Origin of the sequence: Corynebacterium gallinarum, from assembly GCF_014837045.1 — a bacterium.
GTDB lineage: Bacteria > Actinomycetota > Actinomycetes > Mycobacteriales > Mycobacteriaceae > Corynebacterium > Corynebacterium gallinarum.
In genome coordinates, this window is record NZ_JACSPR010000003.1 from 325,286 (window position 1) to 347,483 (window position 22,198).

The 22,198-nt window shown below is 64.9% G+C and carries 21 protein-coding genes; 6 read left to right on the top strand and 15 right to left on the bottom strand.

Features of this window, described 5'->3' with window-relative positions; all coding sequences use genetic code 11:
* Window position 1: 1 nt before the first annotated feature.
* The 10 genes from H9627_RS06110 to H9627_RS06155 form a co-directional block, all read right to left on the bottom strand.
* Window positions 2–1,489 (bottom strand): glutamate--cysteine ligase family protein, encoded by a 1,488-nt coding sequence (locus H9627_RS06110; protein ID WP_191733122.1) that lies wholly within the window; start codon window positions 1,487–1,489, stop codon window positions 2–4.
* Window positions 1,490–1,619: 130 nt separating this feature from the next.
* Window positions 1,620–5,090, bottom strand: a complete 3,471-nt coding sequence (locus tag H9627_RS06115) for an arabinosyltransferase domain-containing protein (protein WP_191733123.1) — start codon at window positions 5,088–5,090, stop codon at window positions 1,620–1,622.
* Window positions 5,083–7,203: a galactan 5-O-arabinofuranosyltransferase gene (locus H9627_RS06120; RefSeq protein ID WP_191733124.1), complete on the bottom strand. Its 2,121-nt coding sequence runs from the start codon at window positions 7,201–7,203 to the stop codon at window positions 5,083–5,085. The genes H9627_RS06115 and H9627_RS06120 overlap by 8 nt, the downstream gene beginning before the upstream one ends.
* A gap of 125 nt (window positions 7,204–7,328) precedes the next feature.
* Entirely contained in the window at window positions 7,329–8,090 is a 762-nt protein-coding gene (locus H9627_RS06125; RefSeq protein ID WP_191733125.1) for a decaprenylphospho-beta-D-erythro-pentofuranosid-2-ulose 2-reductase, read from the bottom strand.
* A gap of 19 nt (window positions 8,091–8,109) precedes the next feature.
* Window positions 8,110–9,576, bottom strand: coding sequence for an FAD-binding oxidoreductase (locus tag H9627_RS06130; protein ID WP_191733126.1), 1,467 nt, complete (start codon window positions 9,574–9,576; stop codon window positions 8,110–8,112).
* Between the two features lie 117 nt (window positions 9,577–9,693).
* Window positions 9,694–10,605: an ABC transporter substrate-binding protein gene (locus H9627_RS06135; RefSeq protein ID WP_191733127.1), complete on the bottom strand. Its 912-nt coding sequence runs from the start codon at window positions 10,603–10,605 to the stop codon at window positions 9,694–9,696.
* Window positions 10,606–10,632: 27 nt separating this feature from the next.
* On the bottom strand, window positions 10,633–11,301 hold the full coding sequence (locus H9627_RS06140; protein ID WP_191733128.1) for an ABC transporter permease: 669 nt from the start codon (window positions 11,299–11,301) through the stop codon (window positions 10,633–10,635).
* Complete coding sequence (locus H9627_RS06145; protein ID WP_191733129.1) at window positions 11,301–11,987, bottom strand: ABC transporter permease; 687 nt, start codon at window positions 11,985–11,987, stop codon at window positions 11,301–11,303. Before H9627_RS06145 ends, H9627_RS06140 begins: the two co-directional genes overlap by 1 nt.
* Entirely contained in the window at window positions 11,984–12,805 is an 822-nt protein-coding gene (locus H9627_RS06150) for an ABC transporter ATP-binding protein (protein ID WP_191733130.1), read from the bottom strand. The genes H9627_RS06145 and H9627_RS06150 overlap by 4 nt, the downstream gene beginning before the upstream one ends.
* Before the next feature lie 60 nt (window positions 12,806–12,865).
* Window positions 12,866–13,093, bottom strand: coding sequence for a hypothetical protein (locus H9627_RS06155; protein WP_191733131.1), 228 nt, complete (start codon window positions 13,091–13,093; stop codon window positions 12,866–12,868).
* A gap of 23 nt (window positions 13,094–13,116) precedes the next feature.
* Between H9627_RS06155 and H9627_RS06160 the strand changes: the two genes are divergently transcribed.
* The 5 genes from H9627_RS06160 (at window position 13,117) to H9627_RS06180 (ending at window position 16,126) form a co-directional block, all read left to right on the top strand.
* A complete protein-coding gene (locus H9627_RS06160) occupies window positions 13,117–13,608 on the top strand; it encodes a hypothetical protein (protein ID WP_191733132.1) in 492 nt (163 codons plus the stop codon).
* A gap of 70 nt (window positions 13,609–13,678) precedes the next feature.
* Window positions 13,679–14,575, top strand: coding sequence for a hypothetical protein (locus tag H9627_RS06165; protein WP_191733133.1), 897 nt, complete (start codon window positions 13,679–13,681; stop codon window positions 14,573–14,575).
* Between the two features lie 108 nt (window positions 14,576–14,683).
* A complete protein-coding gene (locus H9627_RS06170; RefSeq protein ID WP_191733215.1) occupies window positions 14,684–15,076 on the top strand; it encodes a GtrA family protein in 393 nt (130 codons plus the stop codon).
* A gap of 10 nt (window positions 15,077–15,086) precedes the next feature.
* Window positions 15,087–15,494, top strand: a complete 408-nt coding sequence (locus tag H9627_RS06175) for a hypothetical protein (protein WP_191733134.1) — start codon at window positions 15,087–15,089, stop codon at window positions 15,492–15,494.
* On the top strand, window positions 15,491–16,126 hold the full coding sequence (locus H9627_RS06180) for an MOSC domain-containing protein (protein WP_191733135.1): 636 nt from the start codon (window positions 15,491–15,493) through the stop codon (window positions 16,124–16,126). The genes H9627_RS06175 and H9627_RS06180 overlap by 4 nt, the downstream gene beginning before the upstream one ends.
* Here H9627_RS06180 and glfT1 read toward each other — a convergent pair.
* The 4 genes from glfT1 to wzm all read right to left on the bottom strand — a co-directional run bounded on the left by glfT1 (window position 16,123) and on the right by wzm (window position 19,873).
* Window positions 16,123–17,055, bottom strand: coding sequence for a galactofuranosyltransferase GlfT1 (glfT1, locus tag H9627_RS06185; protein ID WP_191733136.1), 933 nt, complete (start codon window positions 17,053–17,055; stop codon window positions 16,123–16,125). The genes H9627_RS06180 and glfT1 overlap by 4 nt on opposite strands.
* Before the next feature lie 21 nt (window positions 17,056–17,076).
* On the bottom strand, window positions 17,077–17,682 hold the full coding sequence (locus tag H9627_RS06190) for a VOC family protein (RefSeq protein ID WP_191733137.1): 606 nt from the start codon (window positions 17,680–17,682) through the stop codon (window positions 17,077–17,079).
* 463 nt (window positions 17,683–18,145) lie between these two features.
* Complete coding sequence (gene wzt, locus H9627_RS06195; protein ID WP_191733138.1) at window positions 18,146–18,964, bottom strand: galactan export ABC transporter ATP-binding subunit Wzt/RfbE; 819 nt, start codon at window positions 18,962–18,964, stop codon at window positions 18,146–18,148.
* A 12-nt stretch (window positions 18,965–18,976) separates the two neighbouring features.
* Window positions 18,977–19,873 carry a galactan export ABC transporter permease subunit Wzm/RfbD gene (gene wzm / locus H9627_RS06200; RefSeq protein ID WP_191733139.1) on the bottom strand — a complete coding sequence of 299 codons (897 nt, stop codon included), beginning with the start codon at window positions 19,871–19,873 and terminating at the stop codon, window positions 18,977–18,979.
* A gap of 141 nt (window positions 19,874–20,014) precedes the next feature.
* Between wzm and H9627_RS06205 the strand changes: the two genes are divergently transcribed.
* Window positions 20,015–21,190 (top strand): aminotransferase class V-fold PLP-dependent enzyme, encoded by a 1,176-nt coding sequence (locus H9627_RS06205; RefSeq protein ID WP_191733140.1) that lies wholly within the window; start codon window positions 20,015–20,017, stop codon window positions 21,188–21,190.
* A gap of 6 nt (window positions 21,191–21,196) precedes the next feature.
* On the opposite strand, the gene H9627_RS06210 is transcribed toward H9627_RS06205, so the two are convergent.
* Window positions 21,197–22,153, bottom strand: coding sequence for an NAD(P)H-quinone oxidoreductase (locus H9627_RS06210; protein WP_191733141.1), 957 nt, complete (start codon window positions 22,151–22,153; stop codon window positions 21,197–21,199).
* Window positions 22,154–22,198 lie beyond the last annotated feature (45 nt).

Below are 22,198 nucleotides of genomic sequence, written 5' to 3' on the forward strand. Positions count from 1 at the left end.
TCTAGCTGCCGATCTCCCAGGTGTGGACAGGTTCGCCGGTGGCCTGGTTCTGCAGGTAGAGCCTCAGCATGCCGGCCAGGGCCGCACGGCGGGTCCCTGAATCCGGCAGTCCCCGCTGCGCCTCCAGTTTGTTGAGGGTCCGCAGCTGCCAGGTTGCACCGTTCTGGCGGGTCCGGGCGCGTTCACCGATGATCCCGAGGTAGTGCTCGGCGATGGAGTCATCGACCTCCAGTCGGCGCAGTCCCTCCCGGGCCTGGGGGAGCAGGTGCTCCACGACGAGGTCGGCGACGTTGACCTGACCGAGCCTGGGCCAGGTCATCCGCGCGAACAGTCCGGAACGTGCCGCGGACTGGAAGTTCCGCTCGGCATCGGGGAAGGTCAACCGCGACCACACCGGGCGGTTCTCCTCCGCCAGGTACTTGACCACCCCGTAGTAGAACGCGGCATCCGCGACGATATCCACCGGGGTGGGGCCCGCGGGCAGCAGGCGGTTCTCCAGACGCAGGTGCGACCGCTCCTCGCCGGGGGCGTAGATCGGACGGTTCCACCGCCACACCGTTCCGTTATGGAGGTTGAGGTAGTGCAGGGCGGGGGATCTACCCTTCATCATCGGGGTGCCGGCCAGTGCCCGGTCCTCGGCGATCAGCGGGGAGAAATAGCGGACATTCTCCTCGAAGAGATCGAAGACGCTGGTGATCCACCGTTCACCGAACCAGACCCGGGGGCGCACTCCCTGATTGACCAGCTCAGAGGTGCGGGTGTCAATGGCCTGCTGGAACACGGGGATGCGGCTTTCATGCCACACCCGACGCCCCAGAAACAGTGGGGAGTTCGCGCTCAAGGCCACCTGGGCACCGGCGATGGCCTGGGAGGCGTTCCAGGCCGCGGCGAACTTATTGGGTGCGAGCTGGAGATGCAGCTGCATGGAGGTGCAGGTGGATTCCGGGGCGATGTCGTGGAAGGACTGCTTGACATGCTCGCGGTCGGCGAGGTTGATGTGGACCAGTTCACCGCGGGATTCCATGATCGCATTGCTCAGGGCCCGGTACCGGTTCTCCTGGGTCATCCATGCCGGATCGGCGAGGAATTCCGGGGTGATGGTGGGCAGGGTGCCGATCATGGCCACATTGACGCCCTCCGTGGTGGCGGCCTCATGCACCCGGTTCAGGCGGTTGGTGATGCCATCCTGAAGACGCTGCAGGCCATCGTGTTTCGCCGACAGTGGGGGATGGTTGAGCTCGACATTGTAATTGCCGATCTCCGACTGGAATTCCCCGTCGAGATGCCGCAGCACCTCTGCACCACGCAGGGCGGGTTGCATATCTGCATCCACCAGGTTGAGTTCCAACTCAAGCCCGATCGAACCGTGATCATCGAATTCGGACCGTTCCAGGTGCCGGTCGAAGATCTCCAGGTCTTCCATCAACAGCTGCCGGTAACGGGTGCGCTGCTGAGGGGTGTATCTGTCGGAGGAAACTGATTCGCCCATACCCCGAATAAACCACAAAACGGGATGCGGGGGTCGGGCCTGTACTCCCACCGCAGCTCATACCGGGTGGGGGTGGGAACAAAAAGGCGGGAACCACACGGGTTCCCGCCTTCAAACCAGCCAGAAAATGCTAACCGATCTTCATCGAACCGGGGTTCCACACTCCGGAGCGCTGGATGGTCTGCAGGTTCACATCGGCCACCACCGGTGCCTCACCGCGGGAATTGGTGCGCAGCTCGTAGAGTTCGATGGAACCCCAGTCGCGGCCCCAGTCATTGCGCAGGTAGGACGGGATCTCATAGGCGGTGTTCACCGCCTCCGCGGTGCCCATCGCGCCACCACCGGCCCAGTCCTGGAACGGTGACAGGGTCGACTTGCCACCGTGGTCCGGGGAGATGCGGTACTCGGGGATCTCGGTGATGCCGGCGTAGTGGTCGAAGGTGCGCTGGCACGGGAACTGCAGGCCCACGGCCCAGTCGAGCAGACCAGGGGTCTCAGAGCCGATGATGTTGTTGAGGGAATCCAGGTCCGGGACACGCGGCGGGGTGACGGCCACCCACTGGTCGGGGTCCAGGTTGTCGTCGGTGGCGACGATGCGGATGACATCAGCCTCCTCCGGCAGGGCGTCGATAGGCAGGCGCAGGTTACGCCAGGACGGCTCCGGTCCGATGTCGTACATCATCTGCTCACCGAGGGCGGTGACCTCACCGTCGTCATCCAGGGAGCCGTACTCCAGCAGCACGGACTGGCCGGACTGGAAGACACCGTTGATGTCGAAGTGGGCGATGCGGCCGGCGGCGGACACGACGATGATCGGTGCCTGCTCGGTTGCCTCGGGCACTTCATACCAGTCGGTGGTGATCTCGGCGGGGATCTGGGTGCCGTCCGCCCAGGAACCGACCACCGGGATCTGGGTGTAATCCAGGTTGAACGGCAGGCGGGCGGTGGAGCCGTTGATACCGACATCGGCACGCAGGCCACCGGTGTTGCCGGTCGCCTGACCGGAGGCATCATCGGATCCCGCGGCGTCATCCTCCACGGAATCGGCGATCGCGCCCACCGAGGCGGTGGAGGCCTGGTCCTGGCTGATGAAGGGTGGGATGCCGGCGGAGCTGAACCCGCGGACCTCATCGGCCTCCAGTGATTCACCGAGGGGGGAGTTGACCGGGGTCAGGAAGGACTCATTGGAGTTGGTCTCCAGCATGGCATCGGCTGCCAGGCCACAGGTCTGTCCACCGAGTGCACGGAGATTGCCCAGGCCGACGCTGTACTCCGGGTACTGGTCGGCGAAGGCCTTGCCCATGGATCCCATGGACACCAGAATCACGATCGCAGACAGCACGGCGATGGGGGAGGCCATCAGGCCCTGGAAGCGGGAGGCGCGGACCACCTTGGCGGCCTCCTCGGAGCGGTATTCACCCATGGCGTCACGGTTCTCGGCCTGGGCGACGCGCACATCCTTGACAAAGGACTGAACCACACCGGCGATCAGCACGATCACGGCGATGGCGAGCATGACGGTTGAGGCCTCGATGCCGTTGATCTGGATGGTCTTGTCCCACCACGGTACGGAGTAGCTGGAGGTGTACCACCAGCCGTTGGTGCCGGCGAGGCTGAAGGCGAACAGCAGCAGGAACACACCCACCGAGATGGTGCGGATGCGCGGGGATTTCACGGCCACATAGGACAATCCCACCGCGGCCAGACCCGCGACGGCGGCACCCAGGCCGGCGTACACACCGAAGTGGTGGGTCCACTTGGTGGGGGTGAACATGAGGAAGAACATGGTGCCGAAGACCACCAGGGTCAGGCGCAGGGACGGCCCGCTGGCGGAGCCCGGGACACGGCCGTAGCGCAGGATGCAGGCCACCACGATCGCCAGGCAGGCGATAAGCATGATCACGGCGAAACGTCGGGTGAAGGATCCGTCCACGGTCTGTTCAAACAGGGTCTGGTAGCGGACGTACTCGTTGTACCAGCTCAGCGCCGGGCCCTTCTCGGAGCGCACCGAGATGGACTCCATCACGGTGGCCCAGGTCTGGTCCCCGAACACGGCGATGAGGATGGCGGTGCCGGCGGCCAGGAATGGTGCCAGCATCGCCAGCACGGCGGTGAACACCGTGCCCCGGGATGATCCGCGGGGAGCACCCATCAGTGGCAGACGGCGGTAGAGGATGCGGATCAGGCTGGACAGGCTGACCAGGAGGGCGGCTACCGCCATGAGGCCGGTCGGGCCAGCAGACAGCGCGAGGGTGGCCAGGATGGTACCCACCGCTGCGGGCAGCAGGCGGGAGGAGGCGATGGCGCGCTCGAAGGAGACCCAGGCCAGCAGCGCGGCCGCGGCGATGATCGGCTCGGGGCGGGTGCCGTTGTTGTAGGGCAGCCAGAACGCCAGGAACACCAGGGCGGTGGACCAGTGGGCAACACGTCGGCCGTCGACACGCGCACCCAGGCGTGGCAGGACCTCCCGCGAGAGGACGAACCAGATGATGAACGCGGAGATCAGCGCCGGTAGCCGCAGCCAGATGGACGCGGTGGACACATACGACATCACTGCCAGCAGGTCATAGAACGGGGCGCCGAAGGGGGATTCGGGCACGCCGAACCAGCGGTAGTAGTTGGCCATGTAGTCCGCGTTGTGGGACACCCGGGCCATGTTCATGATGAAGCCGTCATCGGAGGTGTTCGCGCCCAGGAAGTGCCAGAACACCAGGACGAAGGCCACGACACCGTCGAGTGGCTTCACCCGGTACCAGTTGGCCGGCAGGAAGCGGTGCACCCGGCGGCCGTCGAGGATATCCATGCGGTGCAGTGCCCAGAGCGAGGCCAGGGTCAGCAGCAGGCCGGTCCACATCACGATGTACTTGATCACGCTCGGTGAGGAGGTGAATCGGGAGTTGACCTCGACATCGACGGCCAGGCCGTCGGAGACCATGGTGGAGTAGGTGGCGGGATCGTCGACAAGCTCGGTGTAGACGCCGGTGACGTGCGGCCGGGCGTCCTCGTCGGTCTCACCGAGGTAATCCGTTCCGGTGATCTCGGCGGTGGTGCTGTCGCCGGTGGAGGTGATCTCCAGCATCGCGCCGGCCGGCAGATCCTCCACCTCGGATTCGGGGAGTTCCAGCAGGACCTCACCGGTGACCACCACATCGAGGCCACCGTCGATGGTGCGGACGAACAGCCCACGGTTGGTGGCGTCGGTGCTGTCCGGGGGAAGCGTTCCGAACACGAGTGTCTGACCGGGGTAGAGGTTCTCCAGCGCGGTCAGCGGGATCATCGCCTCAAGCGACTGTGGAGCGTAGGAGATCAGGGGCGCATTGATGCTGGAGAGCTCATCGTTCTGCGGCCAAGACACCGAGGACTGCACCTGGTTGACCGGCATGAACGGGGTGAGCAGAAACATCAGCAGACCCAGGAGGCCCGTGGTGATGGCCAGCTTCTTCAACCATCCGGGGGCGACCTTCTCGGTGCCACCAACCGGGCTGGACCCCGGGGCACCCTGTTCTTTTTTAGACACAACTACTTCCGACACAGGCAACGAGTCTACGGTATGGGCGCGGTAACTTCCGCTTTCACCTCCGTCACGTGAGGTATCACTCATCACGCGTCACCACGACGAACGGCCCGATCTGCTCCACCTGCCAGGGTGCACCCGCCCCCAGGAACACCTCCGGGTTGAAATACACCCCCCGGAAACGCACGTTGGGGTTGTTGGGGTAGATGTCCTCCGCGAGGTCGTATTTCCACCCACCGACATCACCTGAGCCGGCGTCATCGGTTGCTTCTGCGTCAATGTCATCCACGTCATCCGGCACCGTGCCCCGCATGATGAACACATCCGGGCCGGCCCACTCCACGGCGTCGATGGCCGCGGCGAAATCAGCCGGGTCGGACAGCTCATCCCAGCTCTCCACCGCCCACTGCTCTATGGTTTCATTGCGTTTGCCGAACTCCCCGAGCGGGTTGGCGTAGTGGGAGGTGAACGCCTGGAAACCCCGGTAGGGGTGATAGGACATGAAGTTCAGTTCATCGGTGAGCACGATCGTCTCCGACGGGATGAAGCCCTGATTCTTGAGGTGGCTGTCGATCTCCCCGTACCACCGCGCGGAATCCGGGGGGTAGCGATCGGCGCGTTCACCGTAACCGTCGGTGTCGGTGTAGGCCAGGTCGATAGCATGGGCGTTGCGCTGGGGGATGCTCTGCGCATACTGCAGCCCACCGGCCAGAACAACCGCGATGAGGATGGTGGTGACACCACGGGCCACCCGCGGGGTGATGCGTTCCGGGTAGAGCAGGTAGATGCCCGCCAGCCGGAAATCCGCGATGCCGAGCACACCCGCGGTGGTCATCATCAACACCACCAGGGTGTCCAGGCGGAACCCGAGCAGGGTGTTGCCCAGCACGGTGAACAGCATGGACGCGACGATCCAGCCGTAGAGCACGAGCACGGAGATCCACATCGACCGCACCACGGGATCCTGGCCCCGGACCACGAAAAAGATCAGGCCGAACAGGCTGAGCAGACCGAGCACGCTCGACGCGAGGATCGGCAACGGAATCAAGGTGCCGTCATAGGGTAGGTAATGCATGGCGGTATCCCCGCTCTGCTCCGCGCCCTGCAGGCTGGCGAGCAGGAACGGTCCCCAGGTGATCAGCGCGATGCCTATCGACGAAAAACCCAGCACCGCCAGCCACACCAGCGGCTTCCACTCCTTGCGCATCACCACGACGGTCACAGCCGTGACCACCACCACCGACAGTGCGATGACAGCGGTGAACAGGGTGTAGAACGTGGCGGAGAATCCGAGGAAGAGGATCCCGCCGATCAATGCGAACCAGTCGCCCCGCAGGATGCGCGGGGTCAGCGCCACCAGCGCCGGCATACCCAGAGCCACCAGGGCGGCATAGGGTTCATCCGGACTCATCACCAGAATCACACACGTGGACACCAGGGCGATGCCTGTGGCCACCGGCAGGGACCCCACCAGACGCTGCCACACGGGCACCAGGACGGAACCGCCCACTGCCAGGGAGATGATCGCCCAGGGCTGGAACACCTCCCACCCGGGCATGCCCAGCAGGTTCGCCAGACGGCCACCGAACCAGAACCACAGGGGCGGATAGTAGGTGGGCATGTCCGCGTAGTTCATGTCGCTGATGGCGATGTCATCGGCCAGGCGGGTCAGGTACTGGGTCCGGAAACCCTGGTCCACGCTGATGCCGTCGAGGTACAGGCGGGTGGCGGACAGCGGAATCGCCAGCACGGCCACCACGATCGCGGCGGGGCTGAGGTAGGCCACCGCGTGGGTGACAAATTTGCGCCAGGCCGGCCGTCTGATCTCCAGTTGGGTCCCGTTGTTCCACCTCGGGTCGGCCTTGTGCTCATCGTGGATCCACCACCACATGAGTAGACCCACCACCACCAGGACGAGCACAATGGTGGCCGAGGCCAGCGCCCGGGTGACCATCGAGGAACCGAAGGCCGGGAGGCTGGTCTGGCGGAGCACCAGCCACGCGGCCAGGGTGAACACGAAGGCCCCCACGGCCGCCAGGATGATCGCCAGGACGGTCCTGCCCCGGGTCATCTGATCCGGGGAGAAGATATTCACCTCCACGGCGGTGTCATCGTGCCCACCCGGGGTGGGCAGCAGCTGGGTCCCCGTCTTTCCAGTGGTGCTGTGTGGCTCTCCGTGAGGTTCGGAGGAATTCATCATGCCTAGCAGTTTGTCACATCGGCCCCCAGAAGTGGGGGATGAACCCGGTCAGCACAAAACCCGTTGATCAGCGTGTGAACAACGGGTTTCGGTGGGTGGTGCCTATCGACGCCTGGTGGCTCCGATCAGAACGGCAACTTGCGGAAAATCGCCCGCGGGATGAACTGGAACGCCAGGGAGACGTACTGGAACATGGGGTGGACGTAGATGACGTCCTTCTTGTTCACCACCGCGTCGTAGACGGCGTCGGCGACATCCTCACGGTTGACGGTGAACGGTGCCTCACCGGCATCGGCGCTCATCTTGGTGCGGACCTGTCCGGCGCGCACGACCACCACATTGGCACCGGAGCCGCGCAGGGCCTCACCGAGCTGGGTGTAGAAACCGTCGAAACCGGCCTTGGCGGAACCGTAGACGAAGTTGGACCGGCGCACGCGCTGGCCGGCCACCGAGGACATGGCCACGATGGTGCCGTGGCCCTGCGCCTCGAATTTACGGCCCAGGAGCACACCCACGGACACACCGGCGGTGTAGTTCACAGAGACAGCACTCACGGCCTCGGCCTGGTCACGCCACTGGACCTCATTGTCACCGAGGACACCGAAGGCGACCACGGCCACATCCACATCGCCCTCGGCGAAGGCCTCGTCGATGGCAGCGGGGTGGGAGTCGGTGTCCAGGGCGTCGAAGTCGACGACCCGCACGGATTCGGCGCCGGCGGCCTTGATCTTGGCCACGGCGGCGTCGATACGCGGGGAGTCCTTGCGTGCGGCCAGGGTGACGTGGGAGCCGCCCTGCTGGAGGAAACGTTCCACGATGGAGATTCCGATTTCGGAGGTTCCTCCCAGAAGGAGGATGTTCTGGGCTTTGCCCACAGCGTTCAGCATTTAGGTGTGTTCCTTAAAACTAGTGCAGCTCGAGGCGGCGGGACATATCAGAGGCGAAGACACCGGTGGGGTCGATCTCGTTGCGGGTCTTCAGCCAGCCCTCCATGCCCGGGTACATGGCGTGGAACTTCTCGGCGCTGGTGCGGGATTCCTTGGCCAGGTAGAGACGACCACCGAATTCCATGACGCGCTCATCCAACTCATCGAGGAAGGCGCCCAGGCCCGGACGGATCGGGAAGTCCACGCAGACGTTCCAGCCCGGCATCGGGTAGGACAGGGGACCACGGTTGCCCGGTCCGAACAGCTTGAACACGTTCAGCGCGGAGTAGTGGCCGGACTTCTGCATGTCGCGGATGATGTCCTTGAACGGCTCGACGGCATCCATCGGCACCACGAACTGGTACTGCAGGAAACCCTTGGAACCGTAACCACGGTTCCACTCACCGATGAGATCCAGCGGCTGGTAGAACTGCGTGAGGTTCTTCACCTGGTTCCGGGCGGGCGAGCCCATGGCGTAGTAGGCCTCACCGATGGCCATCAGCGAGTACTTGTTGATGGTGAAGGACGGGAAGATGTCCGGGACGGTCAGCAGCTGTGGTGCGTTGAACTTCAACGGGTCCTTCGCCAGCTTGGGGGAGAGTTCCTCCAGCTGTGCGAGGGTGGCCAGGGAACCACGGGAGATGGTGGAGCGACCCAGCTTCGGCTCGGGGGAGATCACATCAAACCAGGCGGAGGAGTACGTGTAGTTGTGCTCGGAACCGTCGGAGTGGAACTCCACGGTCTCATCCAGGTTGTTGGTGCGATCCGTGTCGGCGATGAAGTACGCGGTCTCGGTCTTGGTCATGCGGATGCGGGCGCGGACGATGATGCCGGTCAGGCCCATGCCACCCACGGTCGCCCAGAACAGGGTGCCGTCCGGGTCCTCGGCGGTGCCCTCCGGCTCCAGGTGCAGGATGCGGCCATCGGCGACCAGCAGTTCCATGGAGACCACATGATCACCGAAGGAACCGGCGGAGTGGTGATTCTTGCCGTGGATATCCGGACCGATGGCGCCACCGATGGTGACCTGACGGGTGCCCGGGAGTACCGGAACCCACAGCCCATAGGGCAGGGCCGCCTTCATCAGCTGGTCCAGGGTCACACCGCCGTCGACATCGACGATGGCGGACTCCGGATCGATGGAGTGGATCTTGTTCAGCGGCTGCATGTCGATGACAAGACCGCCGGCGTTCTGCGCCGGGTCACCGTAGGAACGACCCATGCCGCGGGCGATGACACCGCGCCTGAGGTAGGCGGGTTTGGATTCGTTCTGCTCGGCCACCCGGCGCACGGCGTCGACGATCACGTCGAGGTCCGGGGTGGTCAGGACTTCAGCGGTGGTGGGTGCGGTGCGTCCCCATCCCGTCAGTGTGCGAGCTTCTAGTGGAAGGGCCCCGGAGGCACCGGCCGAAGTACCGGTGCTGGACATGCCGTTAGAACTGTTCATCGGGTACCAAGGTTACCCCCCCTTCAAACCGGATGACCGTTCCCATGACGGATTCGTGACGGGTATTACCGAAAACCCCAGGAGGGACGGGCTTGTCACACCGTCACGCGCCCGTCCCTAGATCAGGCCCTTGTCCTCCAACCACTGGGTGGCGATGGTGGCCGCCGGTGCCTGATCGTTCACGCTCTGGGAGTTCAGGGCCAGTAGCTCCTCGGAGGTCAGCGCCGCGCTGATCTCATTGATGATGTCCTGCGCCTGCTCATCGAGTGCATCGCTGGCCACCGGCACCACCTGGGAGGCCAGGAACATGCCGTCCGGATCCTCCAGAACCACCAGGTCATTGTCGGTGATGGAGGGGTCGGCGGTGTAGATGATGGCGAACTGGACATCACCGTCACGCAGGGCCTTGATGGTCAGGGGGCCACCGCCGTCCTCGATCGGGGTGAAACCGGCCTCGATGCCGTAGTTCTCCCGCAGACCGGTGGGACCGTTGGGTCGGGTCTCTGCCTCGGAGTTGGCACCGAGGACCAAGGGACCCGGGATGTTGGCCAGGTCGGGGATGCTGGTGAGGTCATATTGTTCGGCGAGTTCGCGGGTAACCACATAGGCGTCCTGGTCGGTGGCGGGTGCCGCGTCGAGGATGGTGAGGCTGTCGGGGGCGGCGTCGACAAGCTCGCTGTAGACCTCGTCGGGCAGGCGCGCGTCGGTGTCCGGCTCCCAGTACTGCAGCAGCGGCCCGGTGTACTCGGGGAAGAGATCCACCGACCCGTTTTCCACCTCACCCATGTACACCTCGCGCTGACCGATGCGGAAATCGCGCTGCACGTCATAATCAGCGGCCTCGAGTGCCTGGGCGTAGAGCTCGGCGATGATCTCACTGGAGTAGTAATCCTGGGATCCGACCACGATGCTCTCCGACGCGGTGTCCGTGGTGGTGTCCGTCTCCTCCAGGGTGTCGGAGGATCCGCAGCCCACGAGCAGGGCGCTGGCGATCACGGCGGTGACTCCGGTGCGTAACAGTGTCTTCATGACTGGCCTTTCAGTAGTAACCCGCTATCAGGTCGTCGTTTGTAGAAAATGGGATCTCCGCACGCGGAGGGCGAACGAGAATACGGCTTCCAACACGAGTGCCAGGGCGATCACCAGCAGCGAACCGCCGATCATCTCCCCGTAATCCCTGGTTTTCAGACCCGAGAAGATGAAGCGGCCGAGACCGGTGTCAGCGGTGTACGCAGCCAGCGTCGCGGTGGCCACCACCTGCACCACCGCGGACCGCACCCCACCCATGATCAGCGGGAATGCCAGGGGCACCTCCACGGAGAAGATGATCTGGGGCTTCGACATCCCGATCGCCCGGGCTGCCTTGACGGTGGCCGCCTCCACACTCGTCACCCCAGAATAGGCCCCGGCAAGCAGCGGCGGGGCCGCAAGCACGATCAATGCGAGCACGGGGGCGGTCACCCCGATGCCGATCCACAACCCCAGGAGGGTGAGCAGACCGAGTGTGGGGATGGCGCGACCGGCCCCGACCACGGCCGACACCATATTCCCACCCACCCGGTGGTGGCCGATGAGCACCCCGAGCGGGATGGCGATGACCGCGGCGATCCCCACCACGATGAGGGTGACCATGAGGTGTTCCGCCAGGCGCTGCGGGATCGACCCGGCACCGGACCATTCGCCCGGATCGGTCAGCCAGGCAAGGGTGGCAGCCAACAGGTCCATCAGTCGACCTCCGCGGGTCGGGGAGTGCGTGCTGGTCGGGTGGCCCTGGTTGTTTTCCGGGTGGTTGACCACGGCAGCAGCAGACGCTGCGCCAGCACACAACAGGCATCCAGGATCAGGGCGAGGGCGATGGTGAGCACCACCCCGGTGACCACCTCCGCGATGATCCCGCGCTGGAAACCGTCGGTGAACAGGGTGCCCAGGCTCTGGATGCCCACCACGGATCCCACCGTGACCAGACTGACGGTGCTGACCACCACGACCCGCAGGCCCGCGATGATCACCGGCAGCGCCAGCGGGAACTCCACAGACCAGAACCTACGTGCGGTGGAGTAACCGACGGCGGTGGCGGCCTTGCGCACATGCAGCGGCACGGAGGAGAAACCATCGGCCACCGTGCGGGTGAGGATCGCCACGCCGTAGAGGGTGAGGACGGCCACCATGGTCACCGGTGAGCGCAGACCGGTACCGAACAGCACCGGGACCAGCACGAACAGCGGCAGGGAGGGAATGGCGTAGAGCACTCCAACCAGGGGCAGCAGCGCACCACCGATGCGCCACCGGTGGGCGGTCCAACCCAGTGGGATCGCGATGGCCAGGCTGAGCAACACCGCCGGCAGCGTCAGCCACAGGTGGATCCAGGTCAGTTCGATGACCCACGGGTAGTTCTGCGACAACCAGTTCACTGCTCCAACGCCCCCAGGATTCTCCCGGTGCCGTCGACGATGAGCCGGTCGGCACCCTCCTCGACCACCCGCAGGGCACGGGAACCGGAGCGCAGGCCGATGAAATCCGCCACAAACTCATCGGCCGGATCGGTGATCAGCTCCGCCGGAGTGGCCTCCTGGGCGATCACCCCGCCGGGGCGCAGGACCACCACCTTGTCGGCCAGGCTGAAGGCCTCGTCGATGTCGTGGGTGACAAAGAGAATGGTCTTGCCCAGTTCCCGCTGCAGCCGTTTGACCTCATTCTGCAGGTCGAGGCGCACGATCGGGTCGACGGCGCCGAAGGGTTCATCCATGAGCAGGATGTCGGATTCGCCGGCCAGGGCCCGGGCCACTCCCACTCGTTGTTGCTGCCCACCGGAGAGCTGCGCGGGGTAGCGGCGCGCCACCGACGGATCCAGGCCGACCACCTCGATGAACTCCATGGCCTTCTGACGCGCCGTACCCCGGGACTCGCCCTTCAGCATCGGTACGGTGGCGACATTGTCCACCACGGTGCGGTGGGGCAGCAGACCACCGGACTGCAGGACGTACCCGATGGATCGACGCAGACGGACGGGGTCGGTGTCGGCGACATCTGACCCGTTGATGAGTACCCGGCCCGAGGTGGGATCGGTCATCCGGTTGACCAGGCTGAGCAGGGTGGATTTGCCGGAACCGCTGGATCCGACCAGCACCACGGTGGAATTGTCCTCCACGGTGAAGGAGACATTGTCCACGGCGACGGACACCCCCGAGCCATCGGGATAGTGCTTGGATACCGCGTCGAAGGTGATCATCCTGCGCAAGCCTTCCAGGTGGGGGACCGGTGGACCGGAGCTGTTCTAGAGGGGCCGTTCTTAAAGGTCCATGATCTCACGGATCTCGGTGGGCAGTTCCTCCTGGGAGGTGATGGTGGGGCCGTCGTAGAGGCGCAGCAGCTCATACACCCGGGAGCGGTCCACGCTGTCGAGCAGCGGGAGTTCCTGGGCGATGAGACGGGTCATGAAATCATCGAGGGGCAGGTGGGTGCGTTCCGCCGCGATGTGGACGGGTGCATCCTGCTTCTTCTTGAAAATGCCGAACATGGTGTCAACGGTACTCTGGTGGCATGGATTCCAGCAGCACGGACACCACCTCTTCACGTCTTCAGGCCGCCACCGGATCGCTCCTCGTGGGCACCGGGGTCGCGCTCACCGACTATCTCGACGGTCCCCGTCGTCGCGCGCTGGCCTATGCGGGGCTCATGGCCGCCGGGGTCGGGGTGGTCGGGATGATTCCCCGGGCGGATGGCGGCCGGTATCTCTTCCCCGATGATCCCACCCTGCTCAATGATCAGCTGCGTCACCAGCTCGGTGATCTGGGGATCACCCCGGGGCCCGCCTCGGATCGTTCCGGGGCCCGCGGACCGCTGACAACCTGGTTGTATGTGGGACTATTCGTGCTGTTTCTCGCGGTGCTCATCCGTCTGGACATGGTGCTGACCAAGCGGCTGGCACGGTTCCTCAGCCGGCGCGGGATCGCCCGGCCGTACACGGTGATTGGCATGTTCTACGCCGCGGCGGTCTATGCCACCTATGAGGTAGATATGTGGGCGACATAGGGCGTCGTCAAGCATCGTTGGTGACGTCCGGCCCTGAAAAGCCCCCGCGGACATGACTACGCTGGGGCACATGCCAACCCACTTTGCCCACGACAACGTCATCTCACTGGCGTCTGCGCGTGCGCGGAGGAGCGGTGGAACAGGTTCCGAACGCACGCTGCTGATCCAGGCGAGCAACATCCAGGCCGACCGGGAGGTCCACCGCCAGATCGGGGTGGACGCCGCACTGACCCTCACTGAGCTGCATAAAGTCCTCGGTATCGCCTTCGGTGTGGAGGATGATTCGCCGTGGTTCTTCGCCAACGCCGGCGGCCGGAAACTTGATTCCACCACCTGCGTGGGACGCATGCTCGATGCCGGTGGCACCATCATCTACATCTGGGGTCTGTGGCAGTTCGAACTGCACTGCCTGGAAACCTACCCGCGTGACAGCGGCACCCCTCGTGCCCTGTGCATCGGCGGTTCCGGGGTGTTCACCTACAATTCCGACCTCGATTTCGACCTCGCCGCCATCAACGCCGAACTCACCGGCACCGACACCATCCGCTCGGTGCTCACCCATGTCCGCCCGGAGATCATCGACATCGTCGACCGCACCGGCGTCTTCGATTTCATCCCCCTGCTGCAGGCACTCGAACTCCACTGCCCCACGCCACTCGACGCGCCCACCGTCCGCCTCTGCCGCTCGCTGCCCCGCGAACGCGGCGCCGAGGGCAGCGACGCCTTCTGGTCCTGCGTGCTCGCCCTGTCCTGCCTCGGCGACCGGGAGCTTTTCGACGACGTGATCACCTCCACCATGTCCGCCCTCCACTGGGTTGCCGACGATGGTGCCCCCCTACCCGCCGCCGAAATCACCGCCGCCTGCGCCGACTCCCTGGCCGTGCTCGCGGAACAAGGTGCCTACGGCAACGATCTGGCAGCACCGGTGGAACGTCTCGACATCTACCGCGAGCTGCTGCGCGCTTAGTGCTTTGATCCCCGCGGGACTAATGTGTAGCCCGTGTCTGAGAAACAAACTGCCGCTGTCGAGGCTGCCGCCCTCGGTTCCGTCCCCGGTGCCGCCCCTTCCGAGCGGATGGGTCTGGGAACGCAGGCCTTCCGGTTCATCGTCACCGGTGGTATTTCCGCGGTCGTGGACCTCGGCCTGCTGGCGCTGTTCCAACTGGTCTTCGGCTTCCCCGTACCGGCCGCCCGCACCATCTCCTTCATCGCCGGCACCACCACCGCCTACATGATCAACCGCCGCTGGACCTTCAAAGCGGAGAAATCCACCGGCCGTTTCCTGGCCGTCGTGGCGCTCTACGCGGCGACGTTCCTGGTCAACGTCGGCCTGCAGACGCTTTTCGACGCCCTCTTCACCTCCTGGGACTGGCCCGCCTCGGCTGCACTTATCGTGGCCTTCATCATCGCGCAGGGCACCGGCACCACCATCAACTTCATTGTTCAGCGCATGGTGATCTTCAAGTAAGGTGACATCCATGAAGAGCTGGAACATCACCATGATCACCGGGTTGGCCGGCGTCGTCTACTTCGCCCTCATCTCACTGGTGTTCGCACCGATGAACCTGACGATCGGGATGTTTGTTGCATTCATGGCGCTGACGGTGCTGGCGATTGCCACCGCGGTGGTCAACGCCCGCGAAGCAGCCATCTCCACCTGGCGGACCTGGGTGGGACTGGTCGGTGCTCTGCTCATCGCTCTGCCCGGGGTGTCATCGGTGGTGGCAAACCTGCTGCTGGGCACCGGTGGCGGCCTGCTCACGCTGGCCAACACCCTGGCCACCGTCGCCTCCATCGGCATGCTGGTCATGCTGCCGGTGGGCATCGTGATGTGCCTGGTCGCAGGCTTCTCCCGCTACCACGCCACCCGCCGGGTGTTCGCATGACCGGCATCGTGCTGACCACCAACGTCGGTGCCGCACAACCCGACCCGGGCGGAGCCGACCGCGTCAGCGGCATTGACAAACGACCGGTGCCTGAGGGCATCGAGGTCTTCGCGCCGGGCCCCGACTACGGTGACGGTTCCGGGGTGCTTCACGACGTCGTCGGCGACTTTCTCCACCACGGCGGCATGCACAAGGCCGTCTACGCCTTCGAACGCGAGGAACTCGATTTCTGGGATCCGTACTACCGCAATGGCTACTTCGGTGAGAACCTCACCACCTCCGGCATCGATCTCTCCACGGTGCTGATCAACCAGCGTTTCCGCGTGGGCGGGGCGGTGCTGGAGGTCTCCGTCCCCCGCAGGCCATGCCGCACCTTCGGCGCCTGGTTGGAACGCCGGGGATGGATGAAGACCTTCACCGAACACGGCCGGGCGGGGTCCTACTTCCGGGTCATCGAACCGGGGCGCATCATGCCCGGCGCGGAAATTGCGGCCCTGGATGAACCCGATCACGGCATCACCATGGGCATGGCCTTCCGCGCCAAGATGGGGGACAAGGATCTGGCCCGGCAGATCGTGGCGGCCGGGTGTCTTCCGGGCCGCTACCACGAGGAACTGGTGCGACTGATCTAGGGCCGGTCGAACTCTTCCCGGCGCCCCATGCGGTGCAGCCGGAACCACTCCAGGAACTTCCCCGGGCTCTTCTCCTGGACCAGGAAGAACCACCCGAAACGTGCATATTCCTGCGGCAGCAGTCGGCGCATCCCCGGCTGGTTCATCAGATACCCGCGGTTACGGTAGGTGAAAAACCTCTTGACCGCATTGTCCGGGTACTGGGTGTGCATCCGGCCGCCCAGGATCGGCTTGAACTCATCCGAGCCATCCGGATGCAGATAGGCGGTGGTCAGACACGTTCCGAACGGCAGGCCGGAACGGACCAGCCGACGGTGGTATTCCACCTCATCACCCCGGATGAACAGGCGGTAATCCGGCACCCCGATGCGTTCCATGGCATGGGCGCTGATCAGGGCGCCGTTGAACAGGGAGGCGATCCCCGGCAGCACGGTCTCCTCCGGGTGGGCGGGATCGATGAGCTCACTGCGGTAACGGCGCCACTCCAGACCCCGGCGCAGCGGGAAGGCGAGCCGGTCTGGTTCGGCGGCGTTGCACACCACGGGGGAGATCTGCTCGAGGTGGTGGGTGGAGGCGGCGTCGATAAGCGTCTTGAGCACCTCGGGCCCCTCCGGGCGGCCGTCATCATCAGCGCACCACACCGCGTCCACACCGAGCGCCAGCGCAGTGAGGAACCCATAGGCGAAACCGCCACCGCCGCCCAGGTTGGTCAGCGACGGCGTGTACACCCCCCTGTCCCCGGCGACCTCCGTAACCAGGGCCTCCACCGCCGGATCGGCACCGTTATCCACCACGATGATGTGCTTCACCGGGTAGGTCTGCGCAGCGACGACCTCCAACGAGTGCCGCAGCAACTCAACGCGGTTGTGCGTGACGATCACCGCCGCGACATCAATGCCGTCCCGGAGGTGTGAAGAGGTTTTGGCCATGGACTACATCTTGCCACGGCCCTAGATGTCCTTCAGATTGACCTCACCCATCGGCGTATCGAGCACCAACTCCAGATACGGCTCACCCTCACGGGCCTCCACGACCGCAGCAGTCTCCTCCGCCAGATCCCCCGGCAGCTGGGCGCCCTGCACAGTCAGCTTGACCACCCTGGCCAGAGGCTCCTCGACGGTGGAGGGATGATCGGAATTCTGCCAGTCGATGGCAAACGGCTCCGGGGCGTAATCCACACCGGGGGTCGGCTTGATGAGCCTCCACTTGAGTGTCGTGCCCTGCGGGGTCTGGCGGCTCATCTCCTCGACCTGCTTGTCGGCCGCGAAGCCATCCAGATCATCCGGGCGGACACACCACGCGGCCACCCTGGGCTCGGTGGCGGTGGTCGAGGCGAGAGCGAAATTATCCTCCGTGAGTTTCTCCGCCTCCGGGTCCGGGCCGATCAGCTCAATGTAGGAACCCGCTGGCTGCGAGAGCGGAACCAGCGCGTTTGCCGATCCCGTGTTGTGCCGGCCGCCCTCGACGGGTGTGATGCCGGTCAGTTCGGTGAAACGGCTGACCAGCTCATTGAGATCCGGTGCCGCGATGACAATGTGATCCAGGTGTGTAGTCATGGCCGCCATGATAGGTGCCGATTGTGGTTCCGGGGCGGCCAGCGCTGCGCACAAGGGTGCACGCTCGGCTGCGGGACGGTCGGTTCCGGCAGCGAGTTGGCACGGTTGTGCACATTCTGGCCCCGGTGGTGCAAAACGGTGCACACTAGCCCGCGAAACGGTCAGTTCTGGCGGTGAGCTGGCACGGTTATGCACATTCTGGCCCCGGTGGTGCAAAACGGTGCACGCTTGGCTGCGGGACGGTCGGTTTGGGCAGCGAGTTGGCACGGTTGTGCACATTCTGGCCCCGGTGGTGCAAAAGGGTGCACGCTTGGCTGCGAAACGGTCGATTCCGGCGGGGAGTTGACGCGGTTATGCATGCCCCCGGCCCCAGAATGCCCCCGGCAGCGCCCCGGGAGCACCCGAAACAAAAAGGGCACCAACTTCACACCAGGCGAAGTTGGCACCCTTTCACACAGACCAGTTACCCCTCCGGGGCGGCCTCGATTCCCTGCTTTTCCTCTTCCATGCGCTTGAGCAGGCGGCGGACATGGTCGGCGGCGCCCTTGCCTTCGTAGCTTTCCACCACGTCGGGGACGAGGCCGGCCTGGCGGATCTCGCCGTGGTCGACCCAGAGGGCGGTGTCGCAGAGTTGGGCGAGGAAGTCGTTGGAGTGGGAGGCGAAGACGAGGATGCCGGAGCGTTCCACCAGGGCCTGGAGGCGGTCGCGGGCTTTGGCCATGAAGGCGGCGTCGACGGCGCCGATGCCTTCGTCGAGAAGCAGGATTTCCGGTTCGATGGAGGTGACCACGCCGAGTGCGAGGCGGATGCGCATGCCGGTGGAGTAGGTGCGCAGGGGCATGGAGAGGTATTCGCCGAGTTCGGTGAAGTCGGCGATCTCCTCCATTTTGGCTTTCATCTGTTTGCGGCTCTGTCCGAGGAAGAGGCCACGGATGACAATGTTTTCGTATCCGGAGATCTCCGGGTCCATGCCGATGCCGAGGTCGAACACCGGCGCCACCCGTCCCCGGATGTCCGCTGCGCCGCGGGTGGGTTCGTAGATGCCCGACAGTAGGCGCAGCAGCGTGGATTTACCGGCGCCGTTGTGGCCGACGAGGCCGACGCGGTCGCCTTCGCGCAGGTGCAGGTTGATGTTCTTCAGCGCCTCGACCACGACCACATTGTCCTGGTTGCGGCCGATCGCCCCGCCGGCCGCGCCGAGGAAGGCCTTCTTCATGGAGCGGGATTTCGCGTCGAAGATGGGGAAGTCGACGCAGGCGTTGTATGTATCTATTGAAACCATGTCCACACTCTCCTAAACCCAGTAGCTGACGCGGAAGCGCCACTGTTTCATCGCCAGCAGTGCCAGGGCCAGACCAGCCACGGTGAAGCCGATGACGATCCACCAGTGGTAGGCGGGCAGGTCGGAGCCGATCATGGGGGCACGGACCACCTCGAGGTAGTGGTACAGCGGGTTCAGTTCCGCCAGGCGCGCACGGCCGCCGATCTCCTCGCTGTGGTTCTGGAGGGTGGAGGTCATCCACACGATGGGGGTGACGTAGAACAGCAGCTGGGTGCCGGCCTCGAGAAGCGGGGAGACGTCGCGGTAGCGCGTGGCGATGATCCCGAAGAACATCGCCACCCACACCCCGTTGATGATCAGGAGGAACATCCCCGGGATGATCAGCAGCACATCCCAGCCCAGCGGGCGGGGGAAGACGAGCATGAGGATCACCCAGATCACCAGGTTGTGGCCCAGGAACAGGGCCTGCTTCCACACCAGGCGGTAGACGTGCACCGACAGGGCGGAGGGCAGCTGTTTGATCAGGCCCTCGTTGTCGATGAAGATGTCCGCACCCTCCTTGATGCATCCGGAGATGAAGTTCCAGATGATCAGGCCGACGGTGACGTGGGGGAGGAATTCCGCCAGGGGGATCTTGAACAGCACGGAATACAGCAGGCCGAGGGCAACGGCCATCACGCCGGTGGCGATGGTGATCCACAGCGGGCCGAGAACGGATCTGCGGTAGCGCTGTTTGATGTCCTGCCAGCCCAGCTGCAGCCACAGTTCGTGCTGTTTGAATCCACGGACGATGTCGTCCCAGGCAGCTCGGAAGGTCATGGACTGCGACGGTGGTGCGGAGTCCTGCTGCACCGCCGTCATCCTGGCGAGGTCCGCCTGTAGGTTTTTCTGCTGTTGTTGTTCCTGCACAGTCAATACCCTAGCTGTCGGGGCGCGGACGCACGTTATCGACGGCGGGGAAAAACGCGGGATTGGGTTGTCCACCAGGTGGGGTAAAGTTGCCTGGAGTGGTTGTGGGACTAGTTGTGCTGCAAGGAAGGGAGCGCGTTCATGGTTTTTGACGTGGCCAGGGTCCGAGGTCTCTATACCTCTCTGGGCGATGGCTGGACGTACCTGAACGCGCATCAGCTTCCCCAGGTCCCGGAGCGGGTGGCGTCCGGTGTGGCCTCCGCGTTTCGTCTGCATGCGCAGATGCCTTTCGACGGGCCGGTGCCCTATGCGGTGGCTCAGGTGGAGCAGGCCCGCGCGACGGTCGCGGAGATGGCCGGCGTGGAGCCTGCGCAGGTGGTGTTGGGCCCGACCCGCCATTATCTGGCGCGGGTGTTGGCGCGTAGCCTCGGGTCTTTTGTGCGTCGTAAAGCAGGGGTGGTGCTCTCGCGCGCGGACGCCGACTGGCTCACCCAACCCTTCGGGCTCCTCGACGCCACCGTGCGCTGGGCGGAACCCGACCTGGGGACCGGCCAGCTGCCCGGGTGGCAGTACAAGGAGCTTGTCGACGGCGCGACCCGCCTCGTGGTGCTCTCCGCAGCGCACCCTCTACTGGGCACGGTGGCGCCGACAGCCCGGATCGTGGACACCGTCCGCGAGCGTTCCCGCGCCTGGATCGTCGTGGATGCCTCCGCGTACGCCGCCTACCGGCCGCTGGATCTGGAGGAGTGGCAGGCCGACATCGTCATGCTCGACATGGGCGAACTCGGCGGCCCGCATGTCTCCGCGCTGATCTTCCGTGATTCCTCGATGTTCCCGCGCCTGGACCGCTCCGTCGCCCTCGAACCGGACCCGGGTTTCCTGCCCCACGGTCTGTTCGGCGGGGTGCCCAACCTGTTCCGGCATCTGGCGAACCTGGATGAGGACGCCACTGACTTACACGGATCGATGGCCTCCCTGGCCGGCCATCAGCAACACGTGATGGACCACCTCATCGAATCCCTCCAGGGACTGCCCGCGGTGCACATCATCGGCATCTCCGGTGACGCCGCGGGCGAGGACGCCGCCCGACTGGACCGCATCCCGCGTCTGAGCTTCACCGTGCAGGATGTCCCCGCGGAGATGGTTCACCGCCGGCTCATGGACAATCACCTGGTCACCACCGTCAGCCCCCGCGACCCACTGCTGGATGCGATGGGGGTCACCGAGGCGGGTGGGGCCATCACCATCGGGCTCGGACCGTTCAACACCACCTACGAGGTGGACCAGCTCACCCGGGTGCTGGCCTCGCTGGCTTAAATCTGTCTAGACCTCCAGCACGAGCTTCCCGGTGACGGTTCCGTCCTCCAGCGCCTTGAGGGCTTTCGCTGCGTCGGCGAGGGGGAGGGTGTGGTCGATGTGGGGGGTGATGCGGCCGTCGGCAAGCATGGGCCAGATCGCCTCAATGGTGGCAGCGACGATGCGCGCCTTGTCCGCGTCATCCCGACCGCGCAGGGCCGTGGCCGAGATGGTGCCGCGCTTGGCCAGCAACAGACCCAGGTTGAGCTCACCCTTGACCCCACCCTGCAGACCGATGGTGACCATGTGACCATCCTTGGCCAGCGCCTTGACGTTCTGCCCGAGGTACTTCGCGCCGATGATATCCAGGATCACATCCACCTTGTTCTTCAACACCTCCGCGAAGTCCTCCTCCCGGTAATTGATGAGGATATCCGCACCCAGCTGCTGGCAGGTGGCAAGTTTCTCCGGGGAACCGGTGGTCACCGCCACCTTCGCGCCCATGGCCTTGCCCATCTGCACCGCGAACGTGCCGATGCCGCCCGCCCCACCATGCACCAGGAAGGTCTGGCCCTCCTTCAGCCCGGCGAGCATGCCGATATTCGACCACACCGTGCACGCCACCTCCACGATCGAGGCGGCCTCCACAAAGGAAAAGCCCTCGGGGATCGGCATCAGCTGACCCTCCGGCACGGCCACGAACTCCGCATAACCACCACCGGTGAGCAGGCAGGCAACCTCCTCGCCTTTCTGTCGGTCAGTGTCGCCCGGATCCGCGATGACGCCCGCGCACTCCAGGCCCAGGATCTCCGACGCTCCCGGCGGGACGGGGTAATTTCCCTGCGTCTGCAGCAGATCCGCGCGGTTGACGCCGGCGGCCTTCACCTCGACGAGCACCTCACCGGGTTTCAGGGTTGGCGTGGGCACGTCCTGCAGCTCCAGGGATGCCGTGTTCTTTTCTTCAGTCTGCACAATTGCCTTCATGCCTTCCGAGGGTAGGTGAAATCAGGTTCCCCGGGGCGGTTTCCA

Bases quoted from the DNA above. Each gene is read 5' to 3' on its own strand.
- H9627_RS06110 (WP_191733122.1), bottom strand. From the start codon at position 1,489: ATGGGCGAATCAGTTTCCTCCGACAGATACACCCCTCAGCAGCGCACC.
- H9627_RS06115 (WP_191733123.1), bottom strand. From the start codon at position 5,090: ATGAGTGATACCTCACGTGACGGAGGTGAAAGCGGAAGTTACCGCGCC.
- H9627_RS06120 (WP_191733124.1), bottom strand. From the start codon at position 7,203: ATGATGAATTCCTCCGAACCTCACGGAGAGCCACACAGCACCACTGGA.
- H9627_RS06125 (WP_191733125.1), bottom strand. From the start codon at position 8,090: ATGCTGAACGCTGTGGGCAAAGCCCAGAACATCCTCCTTCTGGGAGGA.
- H9627_RS06130 (WP_191733126.1), bottom strand. From the start codon at position 9,576: ATGAACAGTTCTAACGGCATGTCCAGCACCGGTACTTCGGCCGGTGCC.
- H9627_RS06135 (WP_191733127.1), bottom strand. From the start codon at position 10,605: ATGAAGACACTGTTACGCACCGGAGTCACCGCCGTGATCGCCAGCGCC.
- H9627_RS06140 (WP_191733128.1), bottom strand. From the start codon at position 11,301: ATGGACCTGTTGGCTGCCACCCTTGCCTGGCTGACCGATCCGGGCGAA.
- H9627_RS06150 (WP_191733130.1), bottom strand. From the start codon at position 12,805: ATGATCACCTTCGACGCGGTATCCAAGCACTATCCCGATGGCTCGGGG.
- H9627_RS06155 (WP_191733131.1), bottom strand. From the start codon at position 13,093: ATGTTCGGCATTTTCAAGAAGAAGCAGGATGCACCCGTCCACATCGCG.
- H9627_RS06160 (WP_191733132.1), top strand. From the start codon at position 13,117: ATGGATTCCAGCAGCACGGACACCACCTCTTCACGTCTTCAGGCCGCC.
- H9627_RS06165 (WP_191733133.1), top strand. From the start codon at position 13,679: ATGCCAACCCACTTTGCCCACGACAACGTCATCTCACTGGCGTCTGCG.
- H9627_RS06170 (WP_191733215.1), top strand. From the start codon at position 14,684: ATGGGTCTGGGAACGCAGGCCTTCCGGTTCATCGTCACCGGTGGTATT.
- H9627_RS06175 (WP_191733134.1), top strand. From the start codon at position 15,087: ATGAAGAGCTGGAACATCACCATGATCACCGGGTTGGCCGGCGTCGTC.
- H9627_RS06180 (WP_191733135.1), top strand. From the start codon at position 15,491: ATGACCGGCATCGTGCTGACCACCAACGTCGGTGCCGCACAACCCGAC.
- glfT1 (WP_191733136.1), bottom strand. From the start codon at position 17,055: ATGGCCAAAACCTCTTCACACCTCCGGGACGGCATTGATGTCGCGGCG.
- H9627_RS06190 (WP_191733137.1), bottom strand. From the start codon at position 17,682: ATGACTACACACCTGGATCACATTGTCATCGCGGCACCGGATCTCAAT.
- wzt (WP_191733138.1), bottom strand. From the start codon at position 18,964: ATGGTTTCAATAGATACATACAACGCCTGCGTCGACTTCCCCATCTTC.
- H9627_RS06205 (WP_191733140.1), top strand. From the start codon at position 20,015: ATGGTTTTTGACGTGGCCAGGGTCCGAGGTCTCTATACCTCTCTGGGC.
- H9627_RS06210 (WP_191733141.1), bottom strand. From the start codon at position 22,153: ATGAAGGCAATTGTGCAGACTGAAGAAAAGAACACGGCATCCCTGGAG.